General features: G+C 72.0%; 25 protein-coding genes. 16 read left to right on the forward strand and 9 right to left on the reverse strand.

What is annotated here, in order from left to right:
• The first annotated feature begins 86 nt into the window (after nt 1-86).
• Complete coding sequence (locus tag ACFY1T_RS04875) at nt 87-869, forward strand: SDR family NAD(P)-dependent oxidoreductase (RefSeq protein WP_390786999.1); 783 nt, start codon at nt 87-89, stop codon at nt 867-869.
• A 72-nt stretch (nt 870-941) separates the two neighbouring features.
• Here the strand turns inward: ACFY1T_RS04875 and ACFY1T_RS04880 are convergent, their stop codons facing one another.
• Nucleotides 942-2,366, reverse strand: a complete 1,425-nt coding sequence (locus tag ACFY1T_RS04880; protein WP_390787000.1) for an amino acid permease — start codon at nt 2,364-2,366, stop codon at nt 942-944.
• 286 nt (nt 2,367-2,652) lie between these two features.
• On the opposite strand from ACFY1T_RS04880, the gene ACFY1T_RS04885 reads away from it, so the two are divergent.
• Nucleotides 2,653-3,234 carry a biotin transporter BioY gene (locus ACFY1T_RS04885; protein ID WP_327132074.1) on the forward strand — a complete coding sequence of 194 codons (582 nt, stop codon included), beginning with the start codon at nt 2,653-2,655 and terminating at the stop codon, nt 3,232-3,234.
• An 85-nt stretch (nt 3,235-3,319) separates the two neighbouring features.
• Here ACFY1T_RS04885 and ACFY1T_RS04890 read toward each other — a convergent pair whose 3' ends face one another.
• Nucleotides 3,320-4,753 carry an amino acid permease gene (locus ACFY1T_RS04890; protein ID WP_390787001.1) on the reverse strand — a complete coding sequence of 478 codons (1,434 nt, stop codon included), beginning with the start codon at nt 4,751-4,753 and terminating at the stop codon, nt 3,320-3,322.
• 221 nt (nt 4,754-4,974) lie between these two features.
• Between ACFY1T_RS04890 and ACFY1T_RS04895 the strand changes: the two genes are divergently transcribed.
• Complete coding sequence (locus ACFY1T_RS04895; protein WP_054226804.1) at nt 4,975-5,460, forward strand: ribose-5-phosphate isomerase; 486 nt, start codon at nt 4,975-4,977, stop codon at nt 5,458-5,460.
• A gap of 124 nt (nt 5,461-5,584) precedes the next feature.
• On the forward strand, nt 5,585-6,391 hold the full coding sequence (locus tag ACFY1T_RS04900; protein WP_030862241.1) for an Fpg/Nei family DNA glycosylase: 807 nt from the start codon (nt 5,585-5,587) through the stop codon (nt 6,389-6,391).
• Nucleotides 6,392-6,600: 209 nt separating this feature from the next.
• Here ACFY1T_RS04900 and ACFY1T_RS04905 read toward each other — a convergent pair whose 3' ends face one another.
• Entirely contained in the window at nt 6,601-7,836 is a 1,236-nt protein-coding gene (locus tag ACFY1T_RS04905; RefSeq protein WP_390787002.1) for a GNAT family N-acetyltransferase, read from the reverse strand.
• 117 nt (nt 7,837-7,953) lie between these two features.
• On the opposite strand from ACFY1T_RS04905, the gene ACFY1T_RS04910 reads away from it, so the two are divergent.
• The 3 genes from ACFY1T_RS04910 to ACFY1T_RS04920 all read left to right on the forward strand — a co-directional run bounded on the left by ACFY1T_RS04910 (nt 7,954) and on the right by ACFY1T_RS04920 (nt 12,488).
• Entirely contained in the window at nt 7,954-9,096 is a 1,143-nt protein-coding gene (locus tag ACFY1T_RS04910) for a PP2C family protein-serine/threonine phosphatase (RefSeq protein ID WP_030862249.1), read from the forward strand.
• 117 nt (nt 9,097-9,213) lie between these two features.
• Nucleotides 9,214-10,122: an ABC transporter ATP-binding protein gene (locus ACFY1T_RS04915; RefSeq protein ID WP_390787419.1), complete on the forward strand. Its 909-nt coding sequence runs from the start codon at nt 9,214-9,216 to the stop codon at nt 10,120-10,122.
• Nucleotides 10,122-12,488, forward strand: a complete 2,367-nt coding sequence (locus ACFY1T_RS04920; RefSeq protein WP_390787003.1) for an FtsX-like permease family protein — start codon at nt 10,122-10,124, stop codon at nt 12,486-12,488. Before ACFY1T_RS04915 ends, ACFY1T_RS04920 begins: the two co-directional genes overlap by 1 nt.
• Before the next feature lie 117 nt (nt 12,489-12,605).
• Here the strand turns inward: ACFY1T_RS04920 and ACFY1T_RS04925 are convergent, their stop codons facing one another.
• A complete protein-coding gene (locus ACFY1T_RS04925) occupies nt 12,606-13,220 on the reverse strand; it encodes a DUF4232 domain-containing protein (protein ID WP_390787004.1) in 615 nt (204 codons plus the stop codon).
• A gap of 182 nt (nt 13,221-13,402) precedes the next feature.
• Here ACFY1T_RS04925 and ACFY1T_RS04930 point away from each other — a divergent pair, with 182 nt between their 5' ends.
• The 3 genes from ACFY1T_RS04930 (at nt 13,403) to ACFY1T_RS04940 (ending at nt 15,623) form a co-directional block, all read left to right on the forward strand.
• A complete protein-coding gene (locus tag ACFY1T_RS04930; protein WP_390787005.1) occupies nt 13,403-14,791 on the forward strand; it encodes a pyridoxal phosphate-dependent decarboxylase family protein in 1,389 nt (462 codons plus the stop codon).
• Nucleotides 14,788-15,252 carry an HD domain-containing protein gene (locus tag ACFY1T_RS04935; protein WP_390787006.1) on the forward strand — a complete coding sequence of 155 codons (465 nt, stop codon included), beginning with the start codon at nt 14,788-14,790 and terminating at the stop codon, nt 15,250-15,252. Before ACFY1T_RS04930 ends, ACFY1T_RS04935 begins: the two co-directional genes overlap by 4 nt.
• Nucleotides 15,253-15,428: 176 nt before the next feature.
• The gene (locus tag ACFY1T_RS04940; protein ID WP_030159386.1) at nt 15,429-15,623 is read left to right on the forward strand and encodes a hypothetical protein; all 195 of its coding nucleotides are present in this window, start codon (nt 15,429-15,431) and stop codon (nt 15,621-15,623) included.
• 9 nt (nt 15,624-15,632) lie between these two features.
• Here ACFY1T_RS04940 and ACFY1T_RS04945 read toward each other — a convergent pair whose 3' ends face one another.
• Nucleotides 15,633-16,118: a DUF4231 domain-containing protein gene (locus ACFY1T_RS04945; protein ID WP_390787007.1), complete on the reverse strand. Its 486-nt coding sequence runs from the start codon at nt 16,116-16,118 to the stop codon at nt 15,633-15,635.
• A gap of 141 nt (nt 16,119-16,259) precedes the next feature.
• Between ACFY1T_RS04945 and ACFY1T_RS04950 the strand changes: the two genes are divergently transcribed.
• Entirely contained in the window at nt 16,260-16,589 is a 330-nt protein-coding gene (locus ACFY1T_RS04950) for a hypothetical protein (protein ID WP_390787008.1), read from the forward strand.
• Nucleotides 16,590-16,841: 252 nt separating this feature from the next.
• On the opposite strand, the gene ACFY1T_RS04955 is transcribed toward ACFY1T_RS04950, so the two are convergent.
• Nucleotides 16,842-17,042: a dehydrogenase gene (locus ACFY1T_RS04955; protein ID WP_390787009.1), complete on the reverse strand. Its 201-nt coding sequence runs from the start codon at nt 17,040-17,042 to the stop codon at nt 16,842-16,844.
• Nucleotides 17,043-17,111: 69 nt separating this feature from the next.
• Here ACFY1T_RS04955 and ACFY1T_RS04960 point away from each other — a divergent pair, with 69 nt between their 5' ends.
• Nucleotides 17,112-17,501: a hypothetical protein gene (locus ACFY1T_RS04960; RefSeq protein WP_390787010.1), complete on the forward strand. Its 390-nt coding sequence runs from the start codon at nt 17,112-17,114 to the stop codon at nt 17,499-17,501.
• Here the strand turns inward: ACFY1T_RS04960 and ACFY1T_RS04965 are convergent.
• The gene (locus ACFY1T_RS04965; RefSeq protein ID WP_390787011.1) at nt 17,486-17,659 is read right to left on the reverse strand and encodes a hypothetical protein; all 174 of its coding nucleotides are present in this window, start codon (nt 17,657-17,659) and stop codon (nt 17,486-17,488) included. The genes ACFY1T_RS04960 and ACFY1T_RS04965 overlap by 16 nt on opposite strands.
• Before the next feature lie 127 nt (nt 17,660-17,786).
• Nucleotides 17,787-18,542, reverse strand: coding sequence for a GntR family transcriptional regulator (locus ACFY1T_RS04970; RefSeq protein WP_383496592.1), 756 nt, complete (start codon nt 18,540-18,542; stop codon nt 17,787-17,789).
• A gap of 76 nt (nt 18,543-18,618) precedes the next feature.
• Here ACFY1T_RS04970 and ACFY1T_RS04975 point away from each other — a divergent pair, with 76 nt between their 5' ends.
• The 4 genes from ACFY1T_RS04975 to ACFY1T_RS04990 all read left to right on the forward strand — a co-directional run bounded on the left by ACFY1T_RS04975 (nt 18,619) and on the right by ACFY1T_RS04990 (nt 20,388).
• Nucleotides 18,619-18,897 carry a hypothetical protein gene (locus tag ACFY1T_RS04975; RefSeq protein WP_390787012.1) on the forward strand — a complete coding sequence of 93 codons (279 nt, stop codon included), beginning with the start codon at nt 18,619-18,621 and terminating at the stop codon, nt 18,895-18,897.
• A gap of 251 nt (nt 18,898-19,148) precedes the next feature.
• A complete protein-coding gene (locus tag ACFY1T_RS04980; protein WP_390787013.1) occupies nt 19,149-19,367 on the forward strand; it encodes a hypothetical protein in 219 nt (72 codons plus the stop codon).
• A gap of 8 nt (nt 19,368-19,375) precedes the next feature.
• The gene (locus ACFY1T_RS04985) at nt 19,376-20,080 is read left to right on the forward strand and encodes a GntR family transcriptional regulator (protein ID WP_390787014.1); all 705 of its coding nucleotides are present in this window, start codon (nt 19,376-19,378) and stop codon (nt 20,078-20,080) included.
• A complete protein-coding gene (locus ACFY1T_RS04990) occupies nt 20,077-20,388 on the forward strand; it encodes a hypothetical protein (RefSeq protein ID WP_390787015.1) in 312 nt (103 codons plus the stop codon). Before ACFY1T_RS04985 ends, ACFY1T_RS04990 begins: the two co-directional genes overlap by 4 nt.
• 171 nt (nt 20,389-20,559) lie before the next feature.
• Here ACFY1T_RS04990 and ACFY1T_RS04995 read toward each other — a convergent pair whose 3' ends face one another.
• Nucleotides 20,560-21,348: a hypothetical protein gene (locus ACFY1T_RS04995; RefSeq protein WP_390787016.1), complete on the reverse strand. Its 789-nt coding sequence runs from the start codon at nt 21,346-21,348 to the stop codon at nt 20,560-20,562.
• Nucleotides 21,349-21,759 lie beyond the last annotated feature (411 nt).

Consider the following 21,759-nt stretch of genomic DNA (forward strand, 5'->3'; position numbering starts at 1 on the left):
CGTCCGTTATTCGGACAGCGGGATGACCATCGGTGATCGTCCCCGTACGCTCGCGACAGGACACCGAAGACGCGGCAGGGGGCCGAATGGACCACGGCATACGGGAATTGGCGGCGACGGGACGGGGCGTACTGGTCACCGGAGCCTCCCGCGGCATCGGGCGGGCCGTCGCCACCGCCTTCGCCCGCCAGGGCGACCGGGTCGCCGTGCACTGCACCGCCCGCAGGGCCGACGCCGAACGGACCCTCGCCGGGCTGCCCGGGGACGGCCACGTCCTGCTCACCGCGGACCTCGCCGACCCCGAGCAGGTGGCGGAGCTGGCCGCCGCGGCCGAGGAGGCGCTCGACGGTGTGGACGTGCTCGTCAACAACGCCGCCGTCATGGTCGCGCACCCGCTGCCCACCACCTCGTACGCCGACTGGCAGGCGGCCTGGCAGCACACCGCCGCGGTCAACCTGTTCGGCGCCGCCAACCTCGTGCACTGCGTCGCCCGCCGCATGATCGAAGGCGGCCGCGCGGGCCGCGTCGTCAACATCGGCTCGCGCGGGGCCTTCCGCGGTGAGCCCGACCACCCGGCGTACGGGGCCACCAAGGCGGCCCTGCACGCCCTCGGCCAGTCCCTCGCCGTCTCCCTGGCCCCGCACGGCATCGCGGTCGCGGCCGTCGCACCCGGCTTCGTGGCCACCGAACGGGTCGCCGGCCGGCTCGAGGGGGAGGAGGGGACGCGCATCCGCGCCCAGAGCCCCTTCGGCCGGGTCGGCACGCCCGAGGAGGTCGCCGCCGCGGTCCTCCACCTCGCCTCGCCCGCGGCGGCCTGGAGCTCGGGCACCGTCCTCGACGTCAACGGCGCCTCGTACCTGCGGACCTGACGGCCCCCGACGCCGAACGGGCCCCCGCCGCCTTCCGGCGCGGGGGCCCGCTCCTTCACCGCCGACGCGGGATCAGGCGCGGCGGGCCCGGATCTCGCGCACCCACGCCACCACCAGTACGGCGGCCGCCGCGCCCGTGGACCACAGCAGCTGCGGCCGCGCCGAGTCGTCGAACAGCATCAGCACCAGCACCGCCGCCATGCCGAGCAGCGCCACCCACGTCAGGTACGGGAAGCACCACATCCGCAGCGTCAGGCGCTCCGGCATGTCCCGTTCCAGCATGCGGCGCAGCTTCAGCTCCGAGACCGCGATCAGCGCCCACACGAACAGCAGCACCGCGCCGACCGCGTTGAGCATGTAGAGGAAGACCGTGTCCGGCCACAGCAGGTTCAGCACCACGGACACGAAGCCGAAGGCCACCGAGGCGAAGACGGCCCGGCGCGGGACCCCGCCGCCCGACACCTTCAGCAGGGCCTTGGGCGCCTCGCCGCGCTCGGCCAGCGAGAACACCATGCGCGAGGAGCCGTACAGATTGGCGTTGAGCGCGGAGAGCAGCGCCACGAACACCACGATGTTCATGATCTGGCCGGCCCCGGGGATCCCGATGGAGTCCAGGACGGCGACGTACGGGCTCTGCCCCGGCTCCAGCGAGTCCCACGGCAGCAGGGTCACGATGACGACCATCGAGCCGACGTAGAAGAAGAGGATGCGCCACACGGCGCTGCGCACCGCACGGGCCACGGACTTGGCCGGGTCGTCGGACTCGGCGGCCGCGATGGTGACGACCTCCAGGCCGCCGAACGCGAAGATGACCGCGAGCATGCCGGCGACCACCCCGCCGAAGCCCTCGGGGAAGAACCCGCCCTGGCCGGTCAGGTTGGCCATGCCGATGGGGTCCGTGTCGGGCAGCAGGCCGAAGATCGCCAGCGTGCCGAGGATCAGGAAGAGGACGATCGCGCCGACCTTGAGGGCCGCGAACCAGAACTCGAACTCGCCGAAGTTCTTCACGGCGGCCAGGTTGCTCACGGTGAAGACCACCATGAAGATCAGCACCCAGACCCACTGGTCGACCGAGGGCAGCCAGCCGTTCGCGATCTTTGCCGCGCCGGTGGCCTCCACCGCCAGCACCACGACCAGCAGGAACCAGTAGAGCCAGCCCGCGGAGAACCCGGCCCACCTGCCCAGCGCCCGCTCCGCGTACACGGAGAACGAGCCGGAGGCGGGCATCGCCGCCGACATCTCGCCGAGCGCCCGCATCACCAGCATGGCGAGGGCGCCCGCCAGCAGGTACGAGCAGATGATCGCGGGGCCGGCGATGCCGATGCCGGCCCCGGAACCGACGAACAGCCCGGCGCCGATCACGCCGCCGAGGCCCAGCATGGTCAGGTGGCGCTGCTTCAGGCTGTGGCTGAGGGGTTCCACCGGGAACTCGGGCCCGGTGGGAGGGTTGGATCCGGGCCGGTCTGCTGGGGGGCTGGTGGGCAAGCGGTCGCGCATGAGTGGATGCTCGTACTCTCGTGCTCGGCAGCGGCGGTGGGGGCTCCGCATTCGGATTGGCGGGACCCTACAGTCTCACCGGACGGCGCCCATCCGCGCAAAACGGACGTGTTGTCTAAATCTGGCTCGTGACGCGGATCACTCCACCCGGGGTGTGAACCGGCCTCTTTGTGCACTCCCCACCAAAGCGGTGAGCAGGGCTTTGTCCCGGCCGGAGGTGGGGCGGCGCCCGGCCGCGCACTAGCGTCGGTGATCGTCCCGTCACCCTCACCCCGCGGAGCCCTTGATGAGCACTGCTTCCGTCTCCTTCCGCCCCGGCGCCGTCCTCGCCGACCTGCTGCCCGCGAGCCGCGTCCGCGACATCGCGCTCGTCGCCGGCGGAGCCGCGCTCACCGGCCTCGCCGCGCAGATCGCCGTGCCCGTCCCCGGCTCGCCGGTCCCGGTCACCGGCCAGACCTTCGCGGCCCTGCTGGTCGGCACCGCGTTCGGCGCCCGGCGCGGATTCCTGTCCCTGGCCCTGTACGCGCTCGTCGGCATGGCGGGCGTGCCGTGGTTCGCGGGCGGCACCTCCGGCGCGGGCGGCGCCTCCTTCGGCTACGTGCTCGGCATGCTCCTCGCCGCGACCGTCGCGGGTGCCCTGGCCCGCCGCGGCGCCGACCGCTCGGTCCTCCGTACGGCGGGCACGATGGTGCTGGGCTCCGCCCTGATCTACGCCGTGGGCGTGCCGTACCTGGCGCTGTCCACCGGGATGTCCTTCGGCGCGGCCGTCGCGGCGGGGCTGACCCCGTTCCTGATCGGCGACGCGCTCAAGGCGGCGCTGGCGATGGGCCTGCTGCCCGCCACGTGGAAGCTGGTCGGCGGGAAGTAGCCGGCCGCCGCGGCTCAGGCACGACAGCACGACAGCCCCGGACCACACCTGGTGGTCCGGGGCTGTCGTGTCACCGCATGCGTGCCTAGGCGCGCTCGGCGGCCTTGCGGCGCACGTCGCGCACCACGCCGATGACCAGTACGACGGCGGCGACCAGCAGCGACAGCATGACCGTCTCGCGGTTGTCCTTGTCGTAGACCATGTAGCCCAGGACGAAGGTGATCATCGCGGCGGTGGCCCACGTCAGGTACGGGAAGAGCCACATCTTGACCGTCAGCTTCTCCGGCGCCTCGCGCACCAGGATCTTGCGCATCCGCAGCTGGGTCAGGCAGATCACCAGCCACACGAAGAGCGCGATCGCACCGGAGGAGTTCAGCAGGAAGCTGAAGACCGTGTCCGGGGAGCTGTAGTTGAAGTAGACGGCGGCGAAGCCGAAGATCACGGAGCCCAGGATCGCGGCCATGGGCACGCCGCGCTTGTTGACCTTGGCGAAGACCTTGGGCGCGTCACCGCGCTCGCCCAGCGAGAACGCCATGCGGGAGGCCGTGTACATGCCCGAGTTCAGGCAGGACAGCACGGCGGTCAGGACGATCACGTTCATGATCTGGCCGGCGTGCGCGATGCCGATGGAGTCCAGGGCGGCGACGTACGAGCCCTTGTCGACGATCGACTTGTCGTTCCACGGCAGCAGGGTGAGGACGATGAAGATCGAGCCCAGGTAGAAGACGCCGATGCGCCAGATCACCGAGTTGGTGGCCTTGGTGACCGCGCGGCGCGGGTCCTCGGACTCGCCGGCCGCCAGGGTGACGATCTCGCTGCCCATGAAGGAGAAGACGACCATCAGCACGCCGGTGAGGATGGAGCCCCAGCCGTTCGGCATGAAGCCGCCCGCGTCGGTGAGGTGCGCGAAGCCGGCACCCGGGTTGTCCGAACCGGGCAGCACGCCGAAGACGGCGAGCATGCCGACGATCACGAACGCGCCGATGGCGACGACCTTGATGCCCGCGAACCAGAACTCGAACTCGCCGTAGGAGGCGACCGAGCCGAGGTTGGTGACCGTCAGGACCACCATCACGATCAGGGCCCAGCCCCACTGCGGGACGGCCGGGACCCAGCCCTCGAGGATCTTCGCACCGGCGGTCGCCTCCACGGCGAGCACGACGACCCAGAAGAACCAGTACAGCCAGCCGATGGAGAAGCCGGCCCAGCGGCCGAGCGCGCGGTCGGCGTACGCGGAGAAGGAGCCCGAGTTCGGGCTGGCGGCGGCCATCTCGCCGAGCATCCGCATCACGAAGACGACCATCGCTCCGACGAGCAGGTACGAGATCAGGATGGCGGGACCGGCCTTGGCGATACCGCCACCAGAGCCGACGAAGAGACCGGCGCCGATGACGCCGCCAATGGCGATCATGGAAAGGTGGCGGTTCTTGAGACCGGCCTTCAGACCGTCGGAGGGCAGGCCGTCACCGGAGTTACCGGTGGGGTCGCCTGCCTTCTGAAGGGTCGTCGTGGAGCTCATGGACGGATCCTTAGGTTCTCGGGTTTCGAGGCCCCGGCATTCAAACCTGAGATGAACGCAGGACGGAAGACCTCAATCCGGATCGTTGCGTTGGGGCGAACGTCCAAGACCTCGGTCCCCCCGTGTCCCATCTGCGTTCTTTGGTTTTATTTGAGCTTTAGAAGTGACTTACGCGACACCCCTGCGAAGATCGCGGAGCCCGCTCGTGCCACACTCGTCCCATGCGCGTGTACCTCGGATCCGACCATGCCGGCTTTGAGCTCAAGAACCACCTGGTGGACTGGCTCAAGAACAACGGCCACGAGCCCGTCGACTGCGGGCCCCACATCTACGACGCGGTGGACGACTACCCGCCGTTCTGCCTGCGCGCCGCGGAGAAGACCGCCGCCGACGCCGACAGCCTCGGCATCGTCATCGGCGGCTCCGGCAACGGGGAGCAGATCGCCGCGAACAAGGTCAAGGGCGTCCGCGCCATCCTGGCCTGGAGCGTCGAGACCGCGAAGCTCGGCCGTGAGCACAACAACGCCAACGTGATCTCCGTGGGCGGCCGCATGCACACGCAGGACGAGGCCGTCTCCTTCATCGAGGCCTTCCTGGCGACCCCGTACTCCGGCGAGGAGCGCCACACCCGCCGCATCGAGATGCTCTCCGCGTACGAGCAGACCGGCGAGCTCCCCCCGATCCCGGCCCACCACCCGCAGGGCTGATCTTCCGCTCCACCGTGCCGCCGTGGCTCCCGGCCCGGCGGCACGGCCGTTTCCGGAACCGGATCCGGATGTACAGCAGAGCCGGAGCCGGAGCAGAGCCGATGCCAGAGGCAGGAGAAGAGCAGTGCCCGAGGGGCATACGATCCACCGCCTCGCCCAGGACCACACCCGGCGCTTCGCCGGGCGCCCGGTCCGGGTGAGCAGCCCGCAGGGCCGCTTCGCCGAGAGCGCCGCCCTGCTCGACGGGCGGGAGCTGGAGAGCGCCGAAGCGCACGGCAAGCACCTGTTCCTGGAACTCGGCGACGCCTGGATCCACATCCACCTCGGCCTGTTCGGCAAGCTCGGCTTCGGCCCCGCCCCGGCGCCCCCGGCCACCGACACGGTCCGGCTGCGGCTGCGCAACGCGGAGCACTGGGCCGATCTGCGCGGCCCCACCGCCTGCGCATTGATCGGCGACGCCGAGAAGAAGGCGATACACGAGCGGCTCGGCCCCGACCCGCTGCGCCCGGCCGACGATCCGGACCGCGCCTGGAAGCGGATCTCCCGCTCCCGCACCACCGTCGCCGCCCTGCTCATGGACCAGAAGGTGATCGCGGGCGTCGGCAACGTCTACCGCGCCGAGGTCCTCTTCCGGCACGGCATCGACCCGTACCGGCTGGGCAAGGACCTCACGCGCGGCGAGTGGGACGCCATGTGGGCGGATCTGGCGGTGCTGATGCGCGAGGGCGTCCGGAACAACCGGATCGACACCGTCCGCGACGAGCACCTGCCCGAGGCCATGGGCCGCCCGCCGCGCGTGGACGACCACGGCGGCGAGGTGTACGTCTACCGCCGGGCGAACATGCCCTGCCACATCTGCGGGGCCGAGGTCCGCACCGCCGATCTGGCGGCGCGGAACCTCTTCTGGTGCCCGTCCTGCCAGACCGGGTGAGCCCGCCGGGCGGCCGCCGGCCCCAGGGCCCTGCCGGCCCCAGGGCCCTGCCGGCCCCAGGGCCCTGCCGGCCCCAGGGCCCTGCCGGCCCCAGGGCCCTGCCGGCCCCCGGGCCCTGCCGGCCCCCGGGCCCTGCCGGCCCCCGGGCCCTGCCGGCCCCCGGGCCCTGCCGGCCCCCGGGCCCTGCCGGCCCCCGGCCCCGCGGCCGCCTAGAAGCCGTGCGGGAGCCAGGGCGCCACATCGGCGGTGAAGGCCCGCGAGGCCTCCGCCAGCGCGCCCGGGCGCAGCTCGCGCACCCGGCCGGCCGCCGCCAGCGAGGTCAGGGTGATCCCGCCGAGGTACGCCGAGCCCAGCTCGCGCACCGACAGCTCCAGGTCCGCCGGGTCCGCGGTCCGCGTACAGGACACGGCGCCCCCCGCATCGCGGACCAGCCGCCACCGCCCCTCGTTCCACGGGCAGAACGCGTCCTCGACCTCCATCACCACGTCCAGCGGGGCGCCGTACGCCCGGGCCTCCAGGGCCGCCGGCAGGTCCACCAGCCGCAGGTGCAGCGAGTCGCGCGGGGCCGGGCGCGCGCGCCGGACGTCGCTGACCAGGTGGAGCAGCGGATCGTCCACCGGCCGCTTGCGCGCCCGTACCGTCGAGGTCAGATCGATCTCGAACAGGTAGCGCCACAGCGCGGCCGTCGCCGCCGGGTCCAGCGCGTCGAGATCGGCGACCTCGACCGTGCCCTCCCAGCCGTGTCCGTCGTACACGGCCTTGATCCGGTAGCGGGCGTACCCGACCACCTCGCCGTCCGCCCGCTCCGCCAGCACGCACTTGAGCGGCGAGGCGCCCTCGCGCATCGACTCCGGGTCCAGCAGGGACACCCGCTCCCAGCCCGGCTGGCGCGCCGGCATGCCGGGGCGCCGGGCGACCAGCTCCCCGTACACCTGCTCGCACTCCGGCAGCGACTTCTCCGGGTCGGCGAGCCGCAGCCGCACCTCGTCCGTCCCCGCCGGCACCCCGAGCCGTACGCGCGCGGTGTCGACGGTCACGGACAGGGCGTACGTCGCGGTGCCGTAGCCGAAACGTCCGTAGATCGCCGGCTCCGAAGCCGTCAGCACGGCGATCGGCTCGCCGCCCGCCCGCACGTCGTCGAGCTGACGGCGCATCATCGAGGTGAGCAGCCCGCGGCGGCGGTGCGTGGGCGCGACGCCCACCATCGTGACCCCGGCCGCCGGCACCAGCGCCCCGCCCGGCACCGACAGCCGGAAGGAGAAGGCGCCGGCCGAGCCGACGCAGGTCCCGCCGTCCCAGACGCCCAGTGAGCGCCCGAGCTCCGTCAGGGATTTGTAGAGTTCCCGCTCCTGGGGAGACTCCGGCACTCCGCCGAACGCCAGTTCCAGGTGGTCGTACCAGACATCCCACTCATCGGCCTGCAATACGCGCATCTCAAGAGCCATGCGCCCATCCTTACCAGGGCATTCCGTCACAGTCGAAGGGTTTTCGACCGGCCGGAGCCCCCCGGTCCGGGGGTCCCCCTGCGCATGCACAGCCAGGATGGATAGGGTCCCCAAGCAATGGCCGGAGCACGCGTGGAGACGCTCATGGCCCGGACGCGCATGCTGTCGCACCGGGCCCGCACCGCCCTGCGCAAATCCGCCGTCGACTACTTCCGCGGCGACGCCTCCGACTGGCTCGCCTTCGCCGGGCTCCTCCTGACCGTTCCCGCGATCGCCTGCGGCACGCTCATGCTGCCCGTCTGGTTCTCGCCCTCCGCCCTCGTCCTGCCGATCGTCGCGGGCGGCCTGCTGCTGCGCCCCGCGAGCCTGCTCGCGCTGTACGCCGCCTCCGCGGCCGCCCTCATCGTCGAGGCCCTGGTCCTCGGTCCGTACACCCTGGGCCCGGCCCGGGTCACTCCCGGCACGGTCCTGGTCGTGGCCGCCTGCGGATTCTTCGGACTGGTCATCGCGCAGTTCCGCAGCCGCGTCGGCGTGCCCTGGCGGCGCGGCGGCACCATGCTCTTCGACCTGCGCGAACGCATCCGGGTCCAGAGCAAGCTGCCGGCCCTGCCGCGCGGCTGGCACCGCGAGATGGCCCTGCGCCCGGCCGGCGGCCAGTCCTTCTCCGGCGACTTCGTCGTCGCCGCCCGTACGAACGGCGGCCGGACCCTGGAGATCGTCCTGACCGACGTCTCCGGCAAGGGCATGGAGGCGGGCTCGCGCGCCCTGCTGCTGTCCGGCGCGTTCGGCGGCCTGCTCGGCGCCCTGCCCCCGCACGGCTTCCTGCCCGCCGCCAACGGCTACCTGCTCCGCCAGGACTGGGACGAGGGCTTCGCCACCTCCATCCACCTCGTCCTGGACCTGGAGACCGGCGACTACGAGCTCCTCTCCGCCGGCCACCTGCCCGCCCTCCAGCTCTCCGCGGGCACCGGGCGCTGGCAGGAGAAGTCCGGCGAAGGCCCGCTGCTCGGCGTCTACGACGGCGCGGAGTTCGAGCCCGCCCGCGGCAACCTCCGCCGCGGCGACGTCCTCATGCTCTTCACGGACGGGCTGGTCGAGACCGCCGACCGCGACATCAGCGAGGGCATCGACCGCCTCACCGGCGAGGCCGACCGGTACGTCGCCGCCGGGTGGGAGGGCGCGGCCTGGCACCTGATCGAGAAGGTCGCCAAGGACGTCAACGACGACCGCGCGCTGCTGCTCATCCGCCGCTCGCCCTGACCTCCGTACGGGGGTTTTCCCCACCACCGATCCGCCTGGCTCCGCCATGTCCCCGCCCCCGCCCCCGTCCGTAGCGTCGTGACCACGATCACCGACGGGTACGGAAGGCGGCACACCATGGGGCTCCGGCGGAGCAGGCGGCAGCGCGAGAGCGCGCAGGCGGCGTACGAGGGCGCCGGGCGGGAGACGTACGCAAGCACCGCGCAGGCGGCGTACGAGGGCACGGGGCCGACGCCCTACGAGGGCACGGGCCGGACCGCACACGAGGGCACGGCCGCCGTCGAGCTGCGCGGCGTACGGCGCGAGTACGGCCGCGGCGCCGCCACCGTGCACGCGCTGCGCGGGATCGACCTCAGCCTGCCCCGCGGGAGCTTCACCGCCGTCATGGGCCCCTCCGGCTCCGGCAAGTCCACCTTCCTCCAGTGCGCGGCCGGCCTGGACGTCCCCACCACCGGCTCCGTCCGCCTCGGCGGCACCGAGATCACCGGCATGAACGAGAACGAGCTCACCGAACTGCGCCGCAGCCGCCTCGGCTTCGTCTTCCAGGCCTTCAACCTGCTCCCCTCCCTCACCGTGGAGCAGAACGTGCTGCTCCCGATGCGGCTCGCCGGCGGCGGATCCTCGCGGCAGGGCCGGGACCGGGCCGCCGACCTGCTCGCCCGCGTCGGACTCGAAGGCAAGGGACGGCGCCGCCCCGCCGAACTCTCCGGCGGCCAGCAGCAGCGCGTCGCCATCGCACGGGCCCTGGTCACCCGGCCCGACGTGGTCTTCGCCGACGAACCGACCGGCGCCCTCGACACCACCACCGCCGCCGAGGTCCTCGGACTGCTGCGGTCCGCCGTGGACTCGCTCGGCGCCACCATCGTCATGGTCACCCACGACCCGGCCGCCGCGGCCGCCGCCGACCAGGTGCTCTTCCTCGCCGACGGGCTCATCGCCGACCGGCTGCCGCGGAGCTCCGCCGCGGCCATCGCCGCCCGGATGACCGCCCTCACCGCCCCCGCGTACGCCGGAGCGGCCGCCTGATGCCGTTCCACCCCAACGGCCTGGCCCGGGCGGCCGTGCGTTTCCGCCCCGCCGCCTTCGCCGGCACCTTCGTCGCCCTCCTCATGACCGTCGCCATCGTCTCCGCCTGCGGGATCCTGCTGGAGAGCGGGGTTCGCGCGGGACTCGCTCCGACCCGGTACGCCCAGGCGCCCGTGGTCGTCGCCGCCGACCAGCACGTCCGCCGGCAGGCGGGCACCGGCGAAGGCACCTACGAGGAAGCGGTACCGGTCCCGGAGCGGGCCAGGGTCGACGCCGCCCTGCTGGACCGCCTCGCCCCGCTCGGCCGGGCCGTCCCCGACGTGGTGTTCCCCGTACGGGCGGACGCGGGCTCCGTGGAGGCCTCGGGCTGGGGCGCGTCGGCCTTCACGGGTGCGGCGCTCACGGCCGGCCGGGCCCCGGGGACTCCGGGCGAGGTCGTCGTGGGTACGGGCACGGGGCTCGCGGGGGACCGGGTGGTGCTCGACACCCCGGTCGGGAAGCGGGAGTTCCGGGTCGTGGGACGCACCGATGGCGCCGGAGTCCGGTTCTCCGACGCCGAGGCCCGCGCCCTGTCCGGACACCCCGGCGCCCTCGACGCCGTCGTCCTGTTCGACGCCGACCCGGAGGCGGTGCGCGCCGCCGTCGGCGACCGCGCCCAGGTGCTGACCGGCGCCGCCCGCGCCGTGGACCCGGCGCTCGCGGGCGCCAAGGAGCTGCTGACGGGCATCGGCGGCTCCTTCGGGGGCACCGCCACCCTCGTCGCCGTGTTCACCGCCGCCGGTACGGTCGCGCTCTCCGTCGGGCAGCGCTCCCGCGAGTTCGCCCTGCTGCGCGCCGTCGGAGCCACCCCGCGGCAGATCCGCCGCATCGTCGCCACCGAAGCCCTGCTCGTCGCGCCCGCCGCGGGTGTGCTGGGCTGCGTACCCGGCATCGGCCTCGCCGCCTGGTGGTTCGGGCAGCTCCAGGCCAAGGGCGCGATCCCGGACGGCGTCGAGCTCGCCGTCTCCTGGATCCCGCTCGCCACGGCCGCCGGCACCGGCCTCGTCACCGCGCTGCTCGCGGGCTGGGCCGCCGCCCGCAGGCCCGCCCGGATCCGGCCCGGCCAGGCGCTGGCCGCGGCCGCCGTGGAACGCCTCGGGCCGGGGTGGATCCGTACGCCCCTGGGCATCGCCGCCCTGGCCGGCGGGATCGCCTGCGCGGGCCTGGCCGCCACCTCCGCCGGGGAGGAGGCAGCCAACGCCGCGCTCGGCGTGGTCATGCTCTTCATGCTGGCCGTGGCCCTCCTCGGACCGCTGATCGCCCGCGCCTGCGCCGCCGTACTCGGCCTCCCGCTGCGCGCCGGCGGGGCCTCCGGCTCGCTCGCCGCCGCCAACTCCCGGGCCCACGCCCGCCGGCTCGCCTCCGCGATCACCCCGATCGTCCTCGCCATGGCCTTCTCCTCGACCCTGGTCTTCCTGCACACCAGCGAGGAAGAGGCCACCCGGCAGCAGCAGGCGGCCGGACTGCTCGCCGACCACGTGATCACCGACCCGCCGAGCGACGCGCGCGGGGGAGTCGCGCTCACCCGCACCTCCGTCCTCGCGCTGCTCGGCAAGGGCGCCGAGCAGCGGCTCCAGTCCGTCTCGGCACAGGGCGTCGCGGGCGACGTCACCACCGTCCAGGACCTGGACGTACGCGAGGGCGGCCTCGCGGCGCTGCGCCCGGGCACGGTCGCCGTGGACCGCAGCCTCGCGGAGTCCGCCCGCCTCGGGGTCGGCGACCGCGTCGAACTGCGCCTTCCCGACGGGACCCCGGCGACGCCCGAGATCGTGGCCGTCTACACCCGGGGCCTCGGCCTCGGCCAGGTCACCCTCCCGGCCGCCGACCTCACCGGCCACACCACGGCGGGGCGGGCCACCGAGCTGCTGGTCCGGGGGCCGGTCCCGGCAGGGCTGGTGGGCGCCGTGTCCGGCTCGGAGTGGACCACCGCACGGAACACGGAACGCGAGATCAACGCCTGGGCCAACACCGTCATGGCGGCCGTCCTCGGCGGCTTCGCCGCCGTGGCCGCCGCCAACACCCTGGTGATGACCGTCCTCGACCGCCGCGGCGAGCTGCGGATGCTGCGGCTCGTCGGCTCGACCCGGCGCCAGGTGCTGCGGATGCTCCGCTGGGAGGCACTGCTGATCGGCGGCGCGGGCGTCACGCTGGGCACCGCGATCGCCCTGGCCACGCTGTTCCCGCTGACCAGGGCCCTGACCGGCGCGCCCCCGCACATCCCGCCGGCGCTGTACGCCTCCTTCGCGGCGGCGGCCCTCGTCCTGGGCCTGGCGGCCACGGCCCTCCCGGCCCGCTGGAGCCTGCGACGGGCCGGCCGCTCCGGCTAGGGGGTGCCCGCGAAGTCCCGCCTGCCCCGCGGGCGGCCGGGGCCACTTCGCGGACACGCCCCAGGTGTCTTGCCGGTCAGGCCGGGAGGCCCCGGGAAAGGCCGTTGACCCCGATGGTCACCGGGTCGCCGCCTTCCAGGGGCTGATCCCGAGCTTCCCGGTGTTCCCGAGGTCGACGGAGTGGCGGAGCTCCAGCTCCAGCCGGGGCGCACCGGGCCGCGGGGTCACGTCCAGCACCCACCCCTCGGCCGCGGGCACCGTGGAGTCGGTCACCAGGTTCCGCCACACCATGGCGAGGGAGGCCGCCCGGCCCGGCTGGAGCTCGATCCTCTGCGGGACGCCCTCCACGCCGGTCGGCGCGCCGGTGATCCCGTCCGCTCCGTGGACGACGGTCACCTCGACCGGCGCCCGCTTCCTGTCCAGCAGCCGGATCTCCGGATAGCCCTCGAGTACGTACGGCTGCGTACCGCAGTTGACGAGCTGGACGTCGGCGACGCGCAGCCCCATGGCGGCGTCCCCGGGCCCTTCGAGCAGCCGCACCCCACCCTCGGGGCACGCGGGCGCCGCCGCGGCCGCGGGAGGGGAGGCCGCGGCGGTGGGCGCGACCGTGGGCGCGGGGGGCCTCAGCACACTGGGCCCGGGCGCGGCAGGGGGCGCAGGCGGCACATCACACCCCGCCACCGCTCCCGCCACGACCACCGCTCCGGCAACCCCCACCACCCACCGAGTCATCCCCCGACCCTACGCCGCCCAACTCCCGTCCCGCCGGGCCCCACCGCCCTGCGAGGCACGAGGAGCGGGGCGCGAGGAGCGGGGCGCGGCCGGAGCACCGCGCGGCCGCGCGGCCGGGAAGCCGGGCCAATCACCCCCGATTGGCCGGTCCGCCGGGCCCGGCGGGTCCCTACCGTGCCCCCATGGACCGCACGCTCGCCACCGACCTCGCCCGCCTCCCCGAGCTCCTGGAGGCGGCCCGCGACGCCGCCGCCGACGCCCTCGAAGCCCTGGACGCCCGTCCCGTCGTACCGCCCGCCGGACCCCCGCGCGCCCCCGAGCCCCTGCCGGAGCACGCCTGCGGCACGGAATCGGCCCTCGCCGCCTTCGCGGAGCGCTGGGCGCCGCGGCTGTCCGCCTCCGCCGGCCCCCGCTACCTCGGCTTCGTCACCGGCGGCGCCACCCCCGCCGCCCTCGCGGGCGACTGGCTGACCGCCGTCCACGACCAGAACTCCAACTCCGCCCTGGACGGCGCCGGCCAGGACCTCGAACGCGAGACCGTCGGCTGGCTCCGCGAGCTCTTCGGCCTCACCGACGCCCACACCGGAACCTTCGTCAGCGGCGCCACCATGTCCAACACCACCGGCCTCGCCATCGCCCGCGAGTGGCTCGGTGAACGCCTCGGCGTCTCACCGTCCGAGGACGGCGCTGCGGCGCTCGGCCCGGTCCGCGTCCTCTCCGGAGCCCCGCACTCCTCCATCGCCAAGGCCCTCTCCGTGCTCGGACTCGGCCGCGCCTCGCTCGTCGCCGTCCCCACCCTCCCCGGCCGGGAGGCCGTCGACCCCGCCGCCCTCGAGCGCGCCCTCGCCGACACGCCCGGACCGGCCGTGGTCGTCGCCAACGCCGGCACCGTCAACACCGTGGACTTCGACGACCTCCGCGCCATCGCCGCCCTCCGCGAACGCCACGCGTTCTGGCTCCACACCGACGCCGCCTTCGGGGCCTTCGCCGCGCTCTCCCCGGAACACGCCCACCTCGCCGACGGCCTCGACGCCTCCGACTCCGTCTGCGTCGACCTGCACAAGTGGCTGAACGTCCCCTACGACAGCGCCGTCCAGTTCACCCGCCGCCAAGACCTCCAGGCCCGCGTCTTCCAGAACGCCGCCGCCTACCTCGGCCCCCTGGGCGAGCACCCCGACCTCGTCCACCTCACCCCCGAGAACTCGCACCGGCTGCGCGCCCTCGCCGCCTGGTTCACCCTGCGCGCGTACGGCCGCGCGGGCCACCGGGAGATCGTCGAGCGCGACATCGCCTGTGCCCGGGCCTTCGGCGCCGCGCTGGAGCAGGACCCTTCCTTCCGCCTCCTCGCCCCGGTCCGCCTCAACGTCGTCTGCTTCACCCTCGCCGAGGACCCCACCGCGGCCCGCCTCGCGGCCCTGCGCGAGGCGGCGCAGGGCGAGGTCTTCGTCACCCCGACCGTCTACGCGGGAACCCCCGCCCTGCGCGCGGCGTTCTCCAACTGGCGTACGACGCGGGCGGATGTGCGCCGGGCCGCGCAGGCCCTCCGTACGGCGGCGAAGGGAACGGCATGACACAAGGGCAGCAGCAACCGCTGACCCTGATGGAGGTCGAGGCACTGGCGTGCTCCGCGCACGAGGGCCAGACCGACAAGGCGGGCCGGCCGTACGCCGAGCACCTCGCGGCGGTGGCCGAGGGAGTCCGCGTCCGCGGCGGCAGCCCGGAGCAGCAGGCGGCGGCCTGGCTGCACGACGCCGTCGAGGACGACGCGCTGAGCCGCGAGTGGCTGGATTCCGCCGCCCTGCCCCAGCCGGTCAAGGACATGGTGCTGGCGGTCACCAAGCGCGCCGGTGAGCCGGTGGAGGAGTACGCGGCCCGGATCCTGGCCACCCCGGGCGCGCTCCTGGTCAAGGAGGCCGATCTGGCGCACAACGCGGACCCCTCGAGGCTCTCCGTACTGGACGGCCCCACCCGGGACCGGCTGTCCGCGAAGTACGCGTATGTCCGCTCCCTCCTCGGCCTCACCACGCCCTGACCCGGGCCCCACGTCCGAAATATGCCCGGCGCATGGCCGGTTGGCGGGAAAGCGCCGATGCCGATTGGCCACGGGACGGATAGCCGGGGCCCGTTGGTGGGAGGATGGTCCATGTGGGGGTGCGCGTGGCCGTGTGCCCCAGGCCGACCAGGGGACGACCGAAGGTGTGATCAGTAGTGGCCATTTCGCTGTCAGTGGTGGTTCTGTTGGCGGTCATCCTGGTGGTGCTGATCCGTGGCAACCACATCAAGGCCGGCCCCGCCATCGTCGCGGTCCTCTTCGGCTTCTTCCTGGCGTCCAGCTCCATCGCGCCGGACGTCAACCGCTTCCTCAACTCCCTCGCGGACACCATCGCGGGAATCAAGCTCTAGCCGCGGGGCTCAGGGAGTGCCGGCCGCCCGCCGGCACTCCAGGTCCGCGTTCACCTGGCCGCCCAGCGTCATGACGTTGAGGGTGGCCGAATTCTCGTTGGCGATCGCCCGCTCCACCCGGGACACGAGCAGCGTGAACGCGTCGGCCGCGGACAGTCCGGCGTACGGGCCGACCCCGGTCTCGAAGTAGATCCGCTCGTGCCCCAGCAACTGCTCGGTCGACCGGTAGTTCTTCCACTGCTCACGGAAGCGGTACACGCTCTCGAGGGAGACGGAGACGGAGACGACCACGAGCACGCTGAGCGCGGTGGCGGTGATCCGCGCGAACGGCACGTCGAGGTTGACCAGTACGGGCACGAGCGCGCCGCCGACGACCGAAAGCGTCCGCATCCGTAAGTGGATGGTTTTGCTCCGCACGGCCTTGCGGTCGTACCACGCCTGGTACTGCCCCAGTCGCGTCTCGACGTACTCCCGAGCCCCACCCGCCCCCGACATGCGGGGAGTACACAACCTGCCCCCGGCGCCGTCAAGACCGTCCGCGAGATGCCGCCGGACAAACCGGACGATACGATGAAAGGCGCGTATCGGAGCCGTGACGCCTCACCGGCCGCACCGTCATCTTCCAAGGCAGGTCGCATGATGAACCGGACACGTCGTCTTGCAGCACTCGCGCTCTTGGCGGCCCCCGCCCTCGCGCTGGGCCCCGCCGTCGCCGCACACGCCTCGACCACCGCCGCCCCCGCGGCCGCGAAGTGCAACGTCGAAGTGGATTCAGCCGGCAAGTACCACGTGTGGGGCGAGGGATTCCCCGCCGGCACGACGGTGACCTACTCCGGCTCCAGCTCGGGCTCGGTCCCCATCGACAAGTCGGGCAGGTTCGACCTCGGCGGCCTGACCGGAGCGAAGTACGTGGTCAAGACGGCCGACGGCAAGACCACGGTCACCTGCACCTCGGTCCACTACTGACCGCCCGCCCACTCCCGCAACGACGAAGGGCCAGGCGGAGGAAACATCCTCTGACCTGGCCCTTCGTGCTTCAGAGCGGGCGACGGGAATCGAACCCGCGTAGCTAGTTTGGAAGATCGCGTACGCACTCCCACCTCGACCGGCCAAGCCCCTGACCTGCACGCGAGCCGAGCGCCCACCGCAGATGACCGTGGTTCCCCACCATGCGCCGTCTGATCGGGCACACGAAGGGCACGCGTGCGGACACGGATGTCAGCGGAACGCCTCCGGTATCGGGCACGCCTCCAGGGCCTCGTCCGGCCGGTCGGCCCAGTGCCACCAGACATGCCGAGCGGGGCACTTCCACAGCGACCGGCAGACCCGTTCGCCGTCGTCCTCCCGGCCACAGAGCACAAATCCGCCGAACTTCATGGCTTGGCTGCACTCCGGGCAGGCAGGCGCGCTGCTGGTCATGCCGCGGATCCTAACGGCGTTGCGGCGCCTTGCCGCGATCCACCAGGATTCAGGCGGGGAGGGCTGACCATGGAACGACATGAGCTGATGCGGCTACTGGCCGGCGACGACGCGGCCTCCAAGGCTGCTCTGGCGGCCCTTGCCGACTGCGCCGACTACTTCGTATTGGAGGCCGGGCCCAGGCTTTCGGACGGCCATGCAGGCACCTTCGCGATCCGGCATCGGTGCATGCAGCGGAAGGGCGCCGAGACCCTGGGATGGGAACGAGCGGTAGAACTGCTCCGTGAGCGCGCTGAGCCCATCCGTATCGGGCAGGTCAAAGCCTCCGACGGGTCGTGGATTTACACGTTCTTACTCACGGAAGACGGTGGCGCCCTGATCGCCTGTGCTGGCGTACGAATGCAGGACGGGGCCCCACCCAAGTCAGGAGTGGTCCGGAGGGGTCAGGCGTCGCCCTGAGACCGCTCAAGGGCTTCCATGAACGCATTGTGGAAGGCGAGCTCCGAGGCCCGGCAGGGTGCGGTGAGGAACATTTCCTGAGCCTCGCCGAGACTGCATCCGACCACCTGCCTGGTCACCATGACCGCGTCCACGCCGTCACAGCCGAGCTCCTTCAAGAACTCCTGCAGAGCCCCGCCGTCACGGTCCTCCGCCCACACCGGCCGCGCTCTCGCGGCTACCTCCGCTATGCGAGCCTCTCGCTCCGCGTCCAAGGCGGTGCCCTTCCGTCCTCCGCCAGCCGCTCTAGCGGCCGACAGGGATCTCGTAGACGACCTCGCACAGCGCGGCGGGGATGACGATGTCTGCCGTCTCCACGGGCCGTCCCTGGTCGCTGTAGTACGTCCGCCGGATGTGCGTGACCAGAGCGGCCTTCTGGATCCCGAGGAGCGATGCTTCCTCGGCGCTCGCCTGCCGCGGTTCCGGCTGCTCCACGGCATGGCTGACCGTGATCCCGATCGCGGCCATCCGGTTCACGACGCCGACTCCCGCATGCGGACCGCCCTCCGGCAGCACAACGAGCGTGCCGCCGGTCAGCTCGTACGGCTCCCAACTCGTCGACAGCTGCACCGGCCGACCATCAGCGAGGAACTCGTAGACCGTACGCACGCACAGGTCGCCCTCGGCGATGCCAAGCCGCGCAGCGATCTCGGCCGGGGCCGGCACCTTCGCTTCGGTCCGGCTCTCCCAGTTCCCCTGCTTGCCCAGCGCCCGCATGTCCGCGCGGAACGGGGAGCCGTCCGGCTGCTCCCTGGCCGAGGAACGAACCACTCGCACACGCTGCCGCGGCTCGGCCACGTACGTCCCGGACCCTGCACGCCCCTCCAGCACACCCTGGGAGATCAGGAGCTCCTGCGCTCGACGGACCACGTTCTCGCCGACTCCGCACTCCTCGGCGATCTGGGCACGCGACGGCAGTCGATCTCCGGCCGTCCACACGTGCTCCGCGATCCGCTGCCGCAGGACGTCGGCGATGCGGAGATAAGGCGGCTGCTCAGGCATGTGGAAAATCTAGTCCACTAGCTCTAATCTAGTTAACTAGCTTTACCCAACGTGTTCAGTCGGCGACGGAGGCCCTGTGCCCGCTTCAGAAGCAAGGGCCAAGGATCTCGCCGCCCGGTTGTCGGCCCTCGGACTGACCACGCGCGTGGAGCCGCACGTCACGTACACGTCGATCGAGGCGGAGGTGCCGGAAGCGCTGCCCGCCGAATCGTGGCGGGAGGTCTTGGAAGTGGTGGCGGAGGCCGACCGATTCGGGCTCGTCGCCAGCAGCTTGACCGGCCGCACCCTCTGGGCCGCCGTAAACAAAGCGGTCCCCGCGACGGGCGATGTCCGGGGACCTGGCCGTCAGCGATAGGAGCTGATCAGCGTGCACAACCGTACGGGCCCTCCCGACGCCTACACCAGTGGGCCGCACCTCCCCGCACTCTCTTATGCCACGCACGCGAGGCTGACCTACCAGTCGAGCGCGTGCGCGATCGGCACCCACTCCGAATGTGCTCAGTCGTCCCCAGCCACGGCGCCCGTCGGCGTCCCTGTGATCTACGAGGCGTGCGCCTGCTCCTGCCACACCCCGAACGAACCGTCGGAACCGCGGCAGGCGAACCAGTGAGGGCCCCCAGCGGCGCGCGCGTCACGAGCGTCGAGATCACCTCAGACAGCGTCCAGCGCGGCGACGTCATCCAGATCGGCGGCCAACCGTGCCGCGTAGCCGACCTCGTCCAACTCCCCGCCGGCGCCAAGCGGCTGCTCTTCCAGACGGGCGAAGCGCTGACGATTCACACCAGGAGCCGACTCATCGCCCTGCGGCTGATGGGGAAGTGGTGACCTGCCCCGTGCCTTCCCGCAGCCGCGCCATCGCCGACGATCTCCGACACCAGATCTCAACGGGCCACTTCAAGGCTGGCGAACGCCTCCCCTCCGAGGCCCAACTCGCCACCCGCTACACGGTTAGCACACCAACACTCCGCAGCGCCCTCGCACTCCTCCAAGGCGAAGGCCTGGTGGAGAAGATCCACGGCAGCGGCAACTACGTCCGCCGCCCTCTCCGCAGATTCACGTACGTCGGAGGCGTCGGCGCATCACCAATCCCACGCCTCCGAGCAACTGTCCGGACCACGAACCTCGAAGCGCACGGCGACCTGCCCGCCCTCCTGAACGTCCCGCCCCTCAGCCCGCTGACCGAGCTCCTCTACGTGACCCACGACGGGAAGGCGCCTCACAGCCTGGCCCGCATCTACGTCCCCCGAGACCTGGCGCCGGCCGACTGTCCCTCGCTGGAGCAGATACAAGCGCGCTTGGCAGACCCCCGCCCACCAGTGTCCGAAGTCCAAGAGCGACTCGGCGCCCGTCTCCCCACCCAAGAGGAGTCAACGACCCTTCGGATCAGCACTTCCCTGCCGGTCCTCTCACTCACCCGCGTGGCGACCGACACCGTCGGCCGCGTGGTCGAGGCGGCCCTCGTAGTCCTCCCCAGCGACAGAGCGGACGCACTCTTCACCACCCGCCTCACGACCGACGAGGGAACCCCAACGGAATGACGCCGAGCAACGGATTGCGCCTTCTCCCCTGGACTGGCCCCGACGACAAGCCCTGCTACCTGAGCACCGACGACGCCGACGGCTATCTGTCCCGCCTTGCCGACCACGCCGAAGACATGCAGCTCGAACTGGGAGCCGAGCTCTTGGATCACGCCCTCGAAGTCCTCGCCGCCGAGGACTCAGACCCAGAGGAGCTCCGACTCCTGGCAACAGACCTGACCGCAGCCCTCCGAGACACACTCCGCGTAGCGGCCAGCCGCGGCGACCGCCTCGTCCACCCCGAAGGGCTCCCAGCGCACCTCAGCTAGCAGAACTTGGACGAGGCAACGAAGCGGCCCCAGACTCAGCCTGGGGCCGCTCTCGCATGGCGCACGCGGCTCCGGAGGCCCCGTGCGTCCCACGCGTTTCAGCAGCTCAGAGGCTTGGAGGCGGAAGTTCACCAGTCGTCGGTCCACGGATAGGCCGCGCCAACCGTCGGCTTAGGAGCCCGGCCGCCTCTGGGAGCCGATCCTGGGGAGGAGACTGCATCGGCGGCCCGACATGCCATGCCGCTCGCTCCATAACTTCTCTCCCGACCGGGTGAGCGTCCACCCGCTGCCCTCGTAAGGCATGAGCTCACCAACGTTGAGCTGCCCGAGTAGATGGGTCAGCTCGTCGGCAACGCGGAGATCATGTTCACGTTGTCGCTCCTCGGCATTGGCGTATCCGTCAGCGCGGGCGGTGAACTCCTTGTAGGTCATTGCGCCGATCCGACGTCGATGAGCCTCCAGTGCCTCTCGTTCAACGTGTGCATCGGAGTACTCCTTGCCGAAGCTTCGCCCGTACTGGCGAACGCGTTCTCGCTCCTGTTCCAGCATGTCGGGGCTGACTCGTCGCTGGCGGGCGGTCTCGATGTCATCGGCCCTGGCCAAGAGCTGTGACAGAGGAGACGGACACAGGAAGATAGCCAGCCTTCCGTGCCCCTCCCATTTACAGTGGGTGTATCCGACTGCTTGATCAACCCATCCGTATCGGTCACCCACGCTGGAGGTTGGAAAGAGATTCTTGAACTCGACGCCGAACGCCGGGTCAGGGTCGAGCCACGGCTCTGGATCACGAGGCTTCAGTACAGCGTCTATGCGCGTTCGCTCGCCCGTCCAGTACTGACCCGGGACCTGTTCCTCGATGTGGAACCACTGCTCCATCTTGCTCAGGACAAATGTGGAAAGTGCCTTCTCGTTGGCGAACGCCCCAGGGGGCGGCAGTAGCATCTTCTGTCCGTAGCGCACCTATCGGACTGTATGCCGCCGCCATGACAACAGGCCATCCCTCCAAGGAAGTTCTCAGCGCGAAGTGCCCTCTGCCCCCGTTCGCGCGCGGCCTGGATCCCGAAGCGGCATCCGGCCCTGGCATGCGGGCGGCCACCCTTGCCCGCCGTCGGCTGGCCTTCCACAACGTCGACGTCGTGCCGGCCGAGTTTCGCCGATGTAGCGACACAGCACCCCCGGTCGTCCGTTCGTGGGAGTCGTTCACGGTGTTCGAGGCCAGGCGACACACTCTCCACCGCGGCAAACGTCTGGGCGTACTCGTCTCCGTCCGGGCCAGCTGCCTCGCTGACCAGGGACAACGGGTAGGGACTCAGAGCCCTAGGACCTGCCAATGCTGTCAGGCTGGTCTATACGTAGTTCGCAGACTCCAGC

The organism is Streptomyces sp. NPDC001194, assembly GCF_042896985.1.
Classification (GTDB): Bacteria; Actinomycetota; Actinomycetes; order Streptomycetales; family Streptomycetaceae; genus Streptomyces.

Coding starts and splice junctions, on each gene's coding strand:
- ACFY1T_RS04920 (WP_390787003.1), top strand. CDS start 10,122: ATGCCGTTCCACCCCAACGGCCTGGCCCGGGCGGCCGTGCGTTTCCGC.
- ACFY1T_RS04875 (WP_390786999.1), top strand. CDS start 87: ATGGACCACGGCATACGGGAATTGGCGGCGACGGGACGGGGCGTACTG.
- ACFY1T_RS04990 (WP_390787015.1), top strand. CDS start 20,077: ATGACGCCGAGCAACGGATTGCGCCTTCTCCCCTGGACTGGCCCCGAC.
- ACFY1T_RS04950 (WP_390787008.1), top strand. CDS start 16,260: ATGATGAACCGGACACGTCGTCTTGCAGCACTCGCGCTCTTGGCGGCC.
- ACFY1T_RS04970 (WP_383496592.1), bottom strand. CDS start 18,542: ATGCCTGAGCAGCCGCCTTATCTCCGCATCGCCGACGTCCTGCGGCAG.
- ACFY1T_RS04960 (WP_390787010.1), top strand. CDS start 17,112: ATGGAACGACATGAGCTGATGCGGCTACTGGCCGGCGACGACGCGGCC.
- ACFY1T_RS04890 (WP_390787001.1), bottom strand. CDS start 4,753: ATGAGCTCCACGACGACCCTTCAGAAGGCAGGCGACCCCACCGGTAAC.
- ACFY1T_RS04930 (WP_390787005.1), top strand. CDS start 13,403: ATGGACCGCACGCTCGCCACCGACCTCGCCCGCCTCCCCGAGCTCCTG.
- ACFY1T_RS04885 (WP_327132074.1), top strand. CDS start 2,653: ATGAGCACTGCTTCCGTCTCCTTCCGCCCCGGCGCCGTCCTCGCCGAC.
- ACFY1T_RS04945 (WP_390787007.1), bottom strand. CDS start 16,118: ATGTCGGGGGCGGGTGGGGCTCGGGAGTACGTCGAGACGCGACTGGGG.
- ACFY1T_RS04910 (WP_030862249.1), top strand. CDS start 7,954: ATGGCCGGAGCACGCGTGGAGACGCTCATGGCCCGGACGCGCATGCTG.
- ACFY1T_RS04955 (WP_390787009.1), bottom strand. CDS start 17,042: ATGACCAGCAGCGCGCCTGCCTGCCCGGAGTGCAGCCAAGCCATGAAG.
- ACFY1T_RS04915 (WP_390787419.1), top strand. CDS start 9,214: ATGGGGCTCCGGCGGAGCAGGCGGCAGCGCGAGAGCGCGCAGGCGGCG.
- ACFY1T_RS04925 (WP_390787004.1), bottom strand. CDS start 13,220: ATGACTCGGTGGGTGGTGGGGGTTGCCGGAGCGGTGGTCGTGGCGGGA.
- ACFY1T_RS04895 (WP_054226804.1), top strand. CDS start 4,975: ATGCGCGTGTACCTCGGATCCGACCATGCCGGCTTTGAGCTCAAGAAC.
- ACFY1T_RS04880 (WP_390787000.1), bottom strand. CDS start 2,366: ATGCGCGACCGCTTGCCCACCAGCCCCCCAGCAGACCGGCCCGGATCC.
- ACFY1T_RS04935 (WP_390787006.1), top strand. CDS start 14,788: ATGACACAAGGGCAGCAGCAACCGCTGACCCTGATGGAGGTCGAGGCA.
- ACFY1T_RS04905 (WP_390787002.1), bottom strand. CDS start 7,836: ATGGCTCTTGAGATGCGCGTATTGCAGGCCGATGAGTGGGATGTCTGG.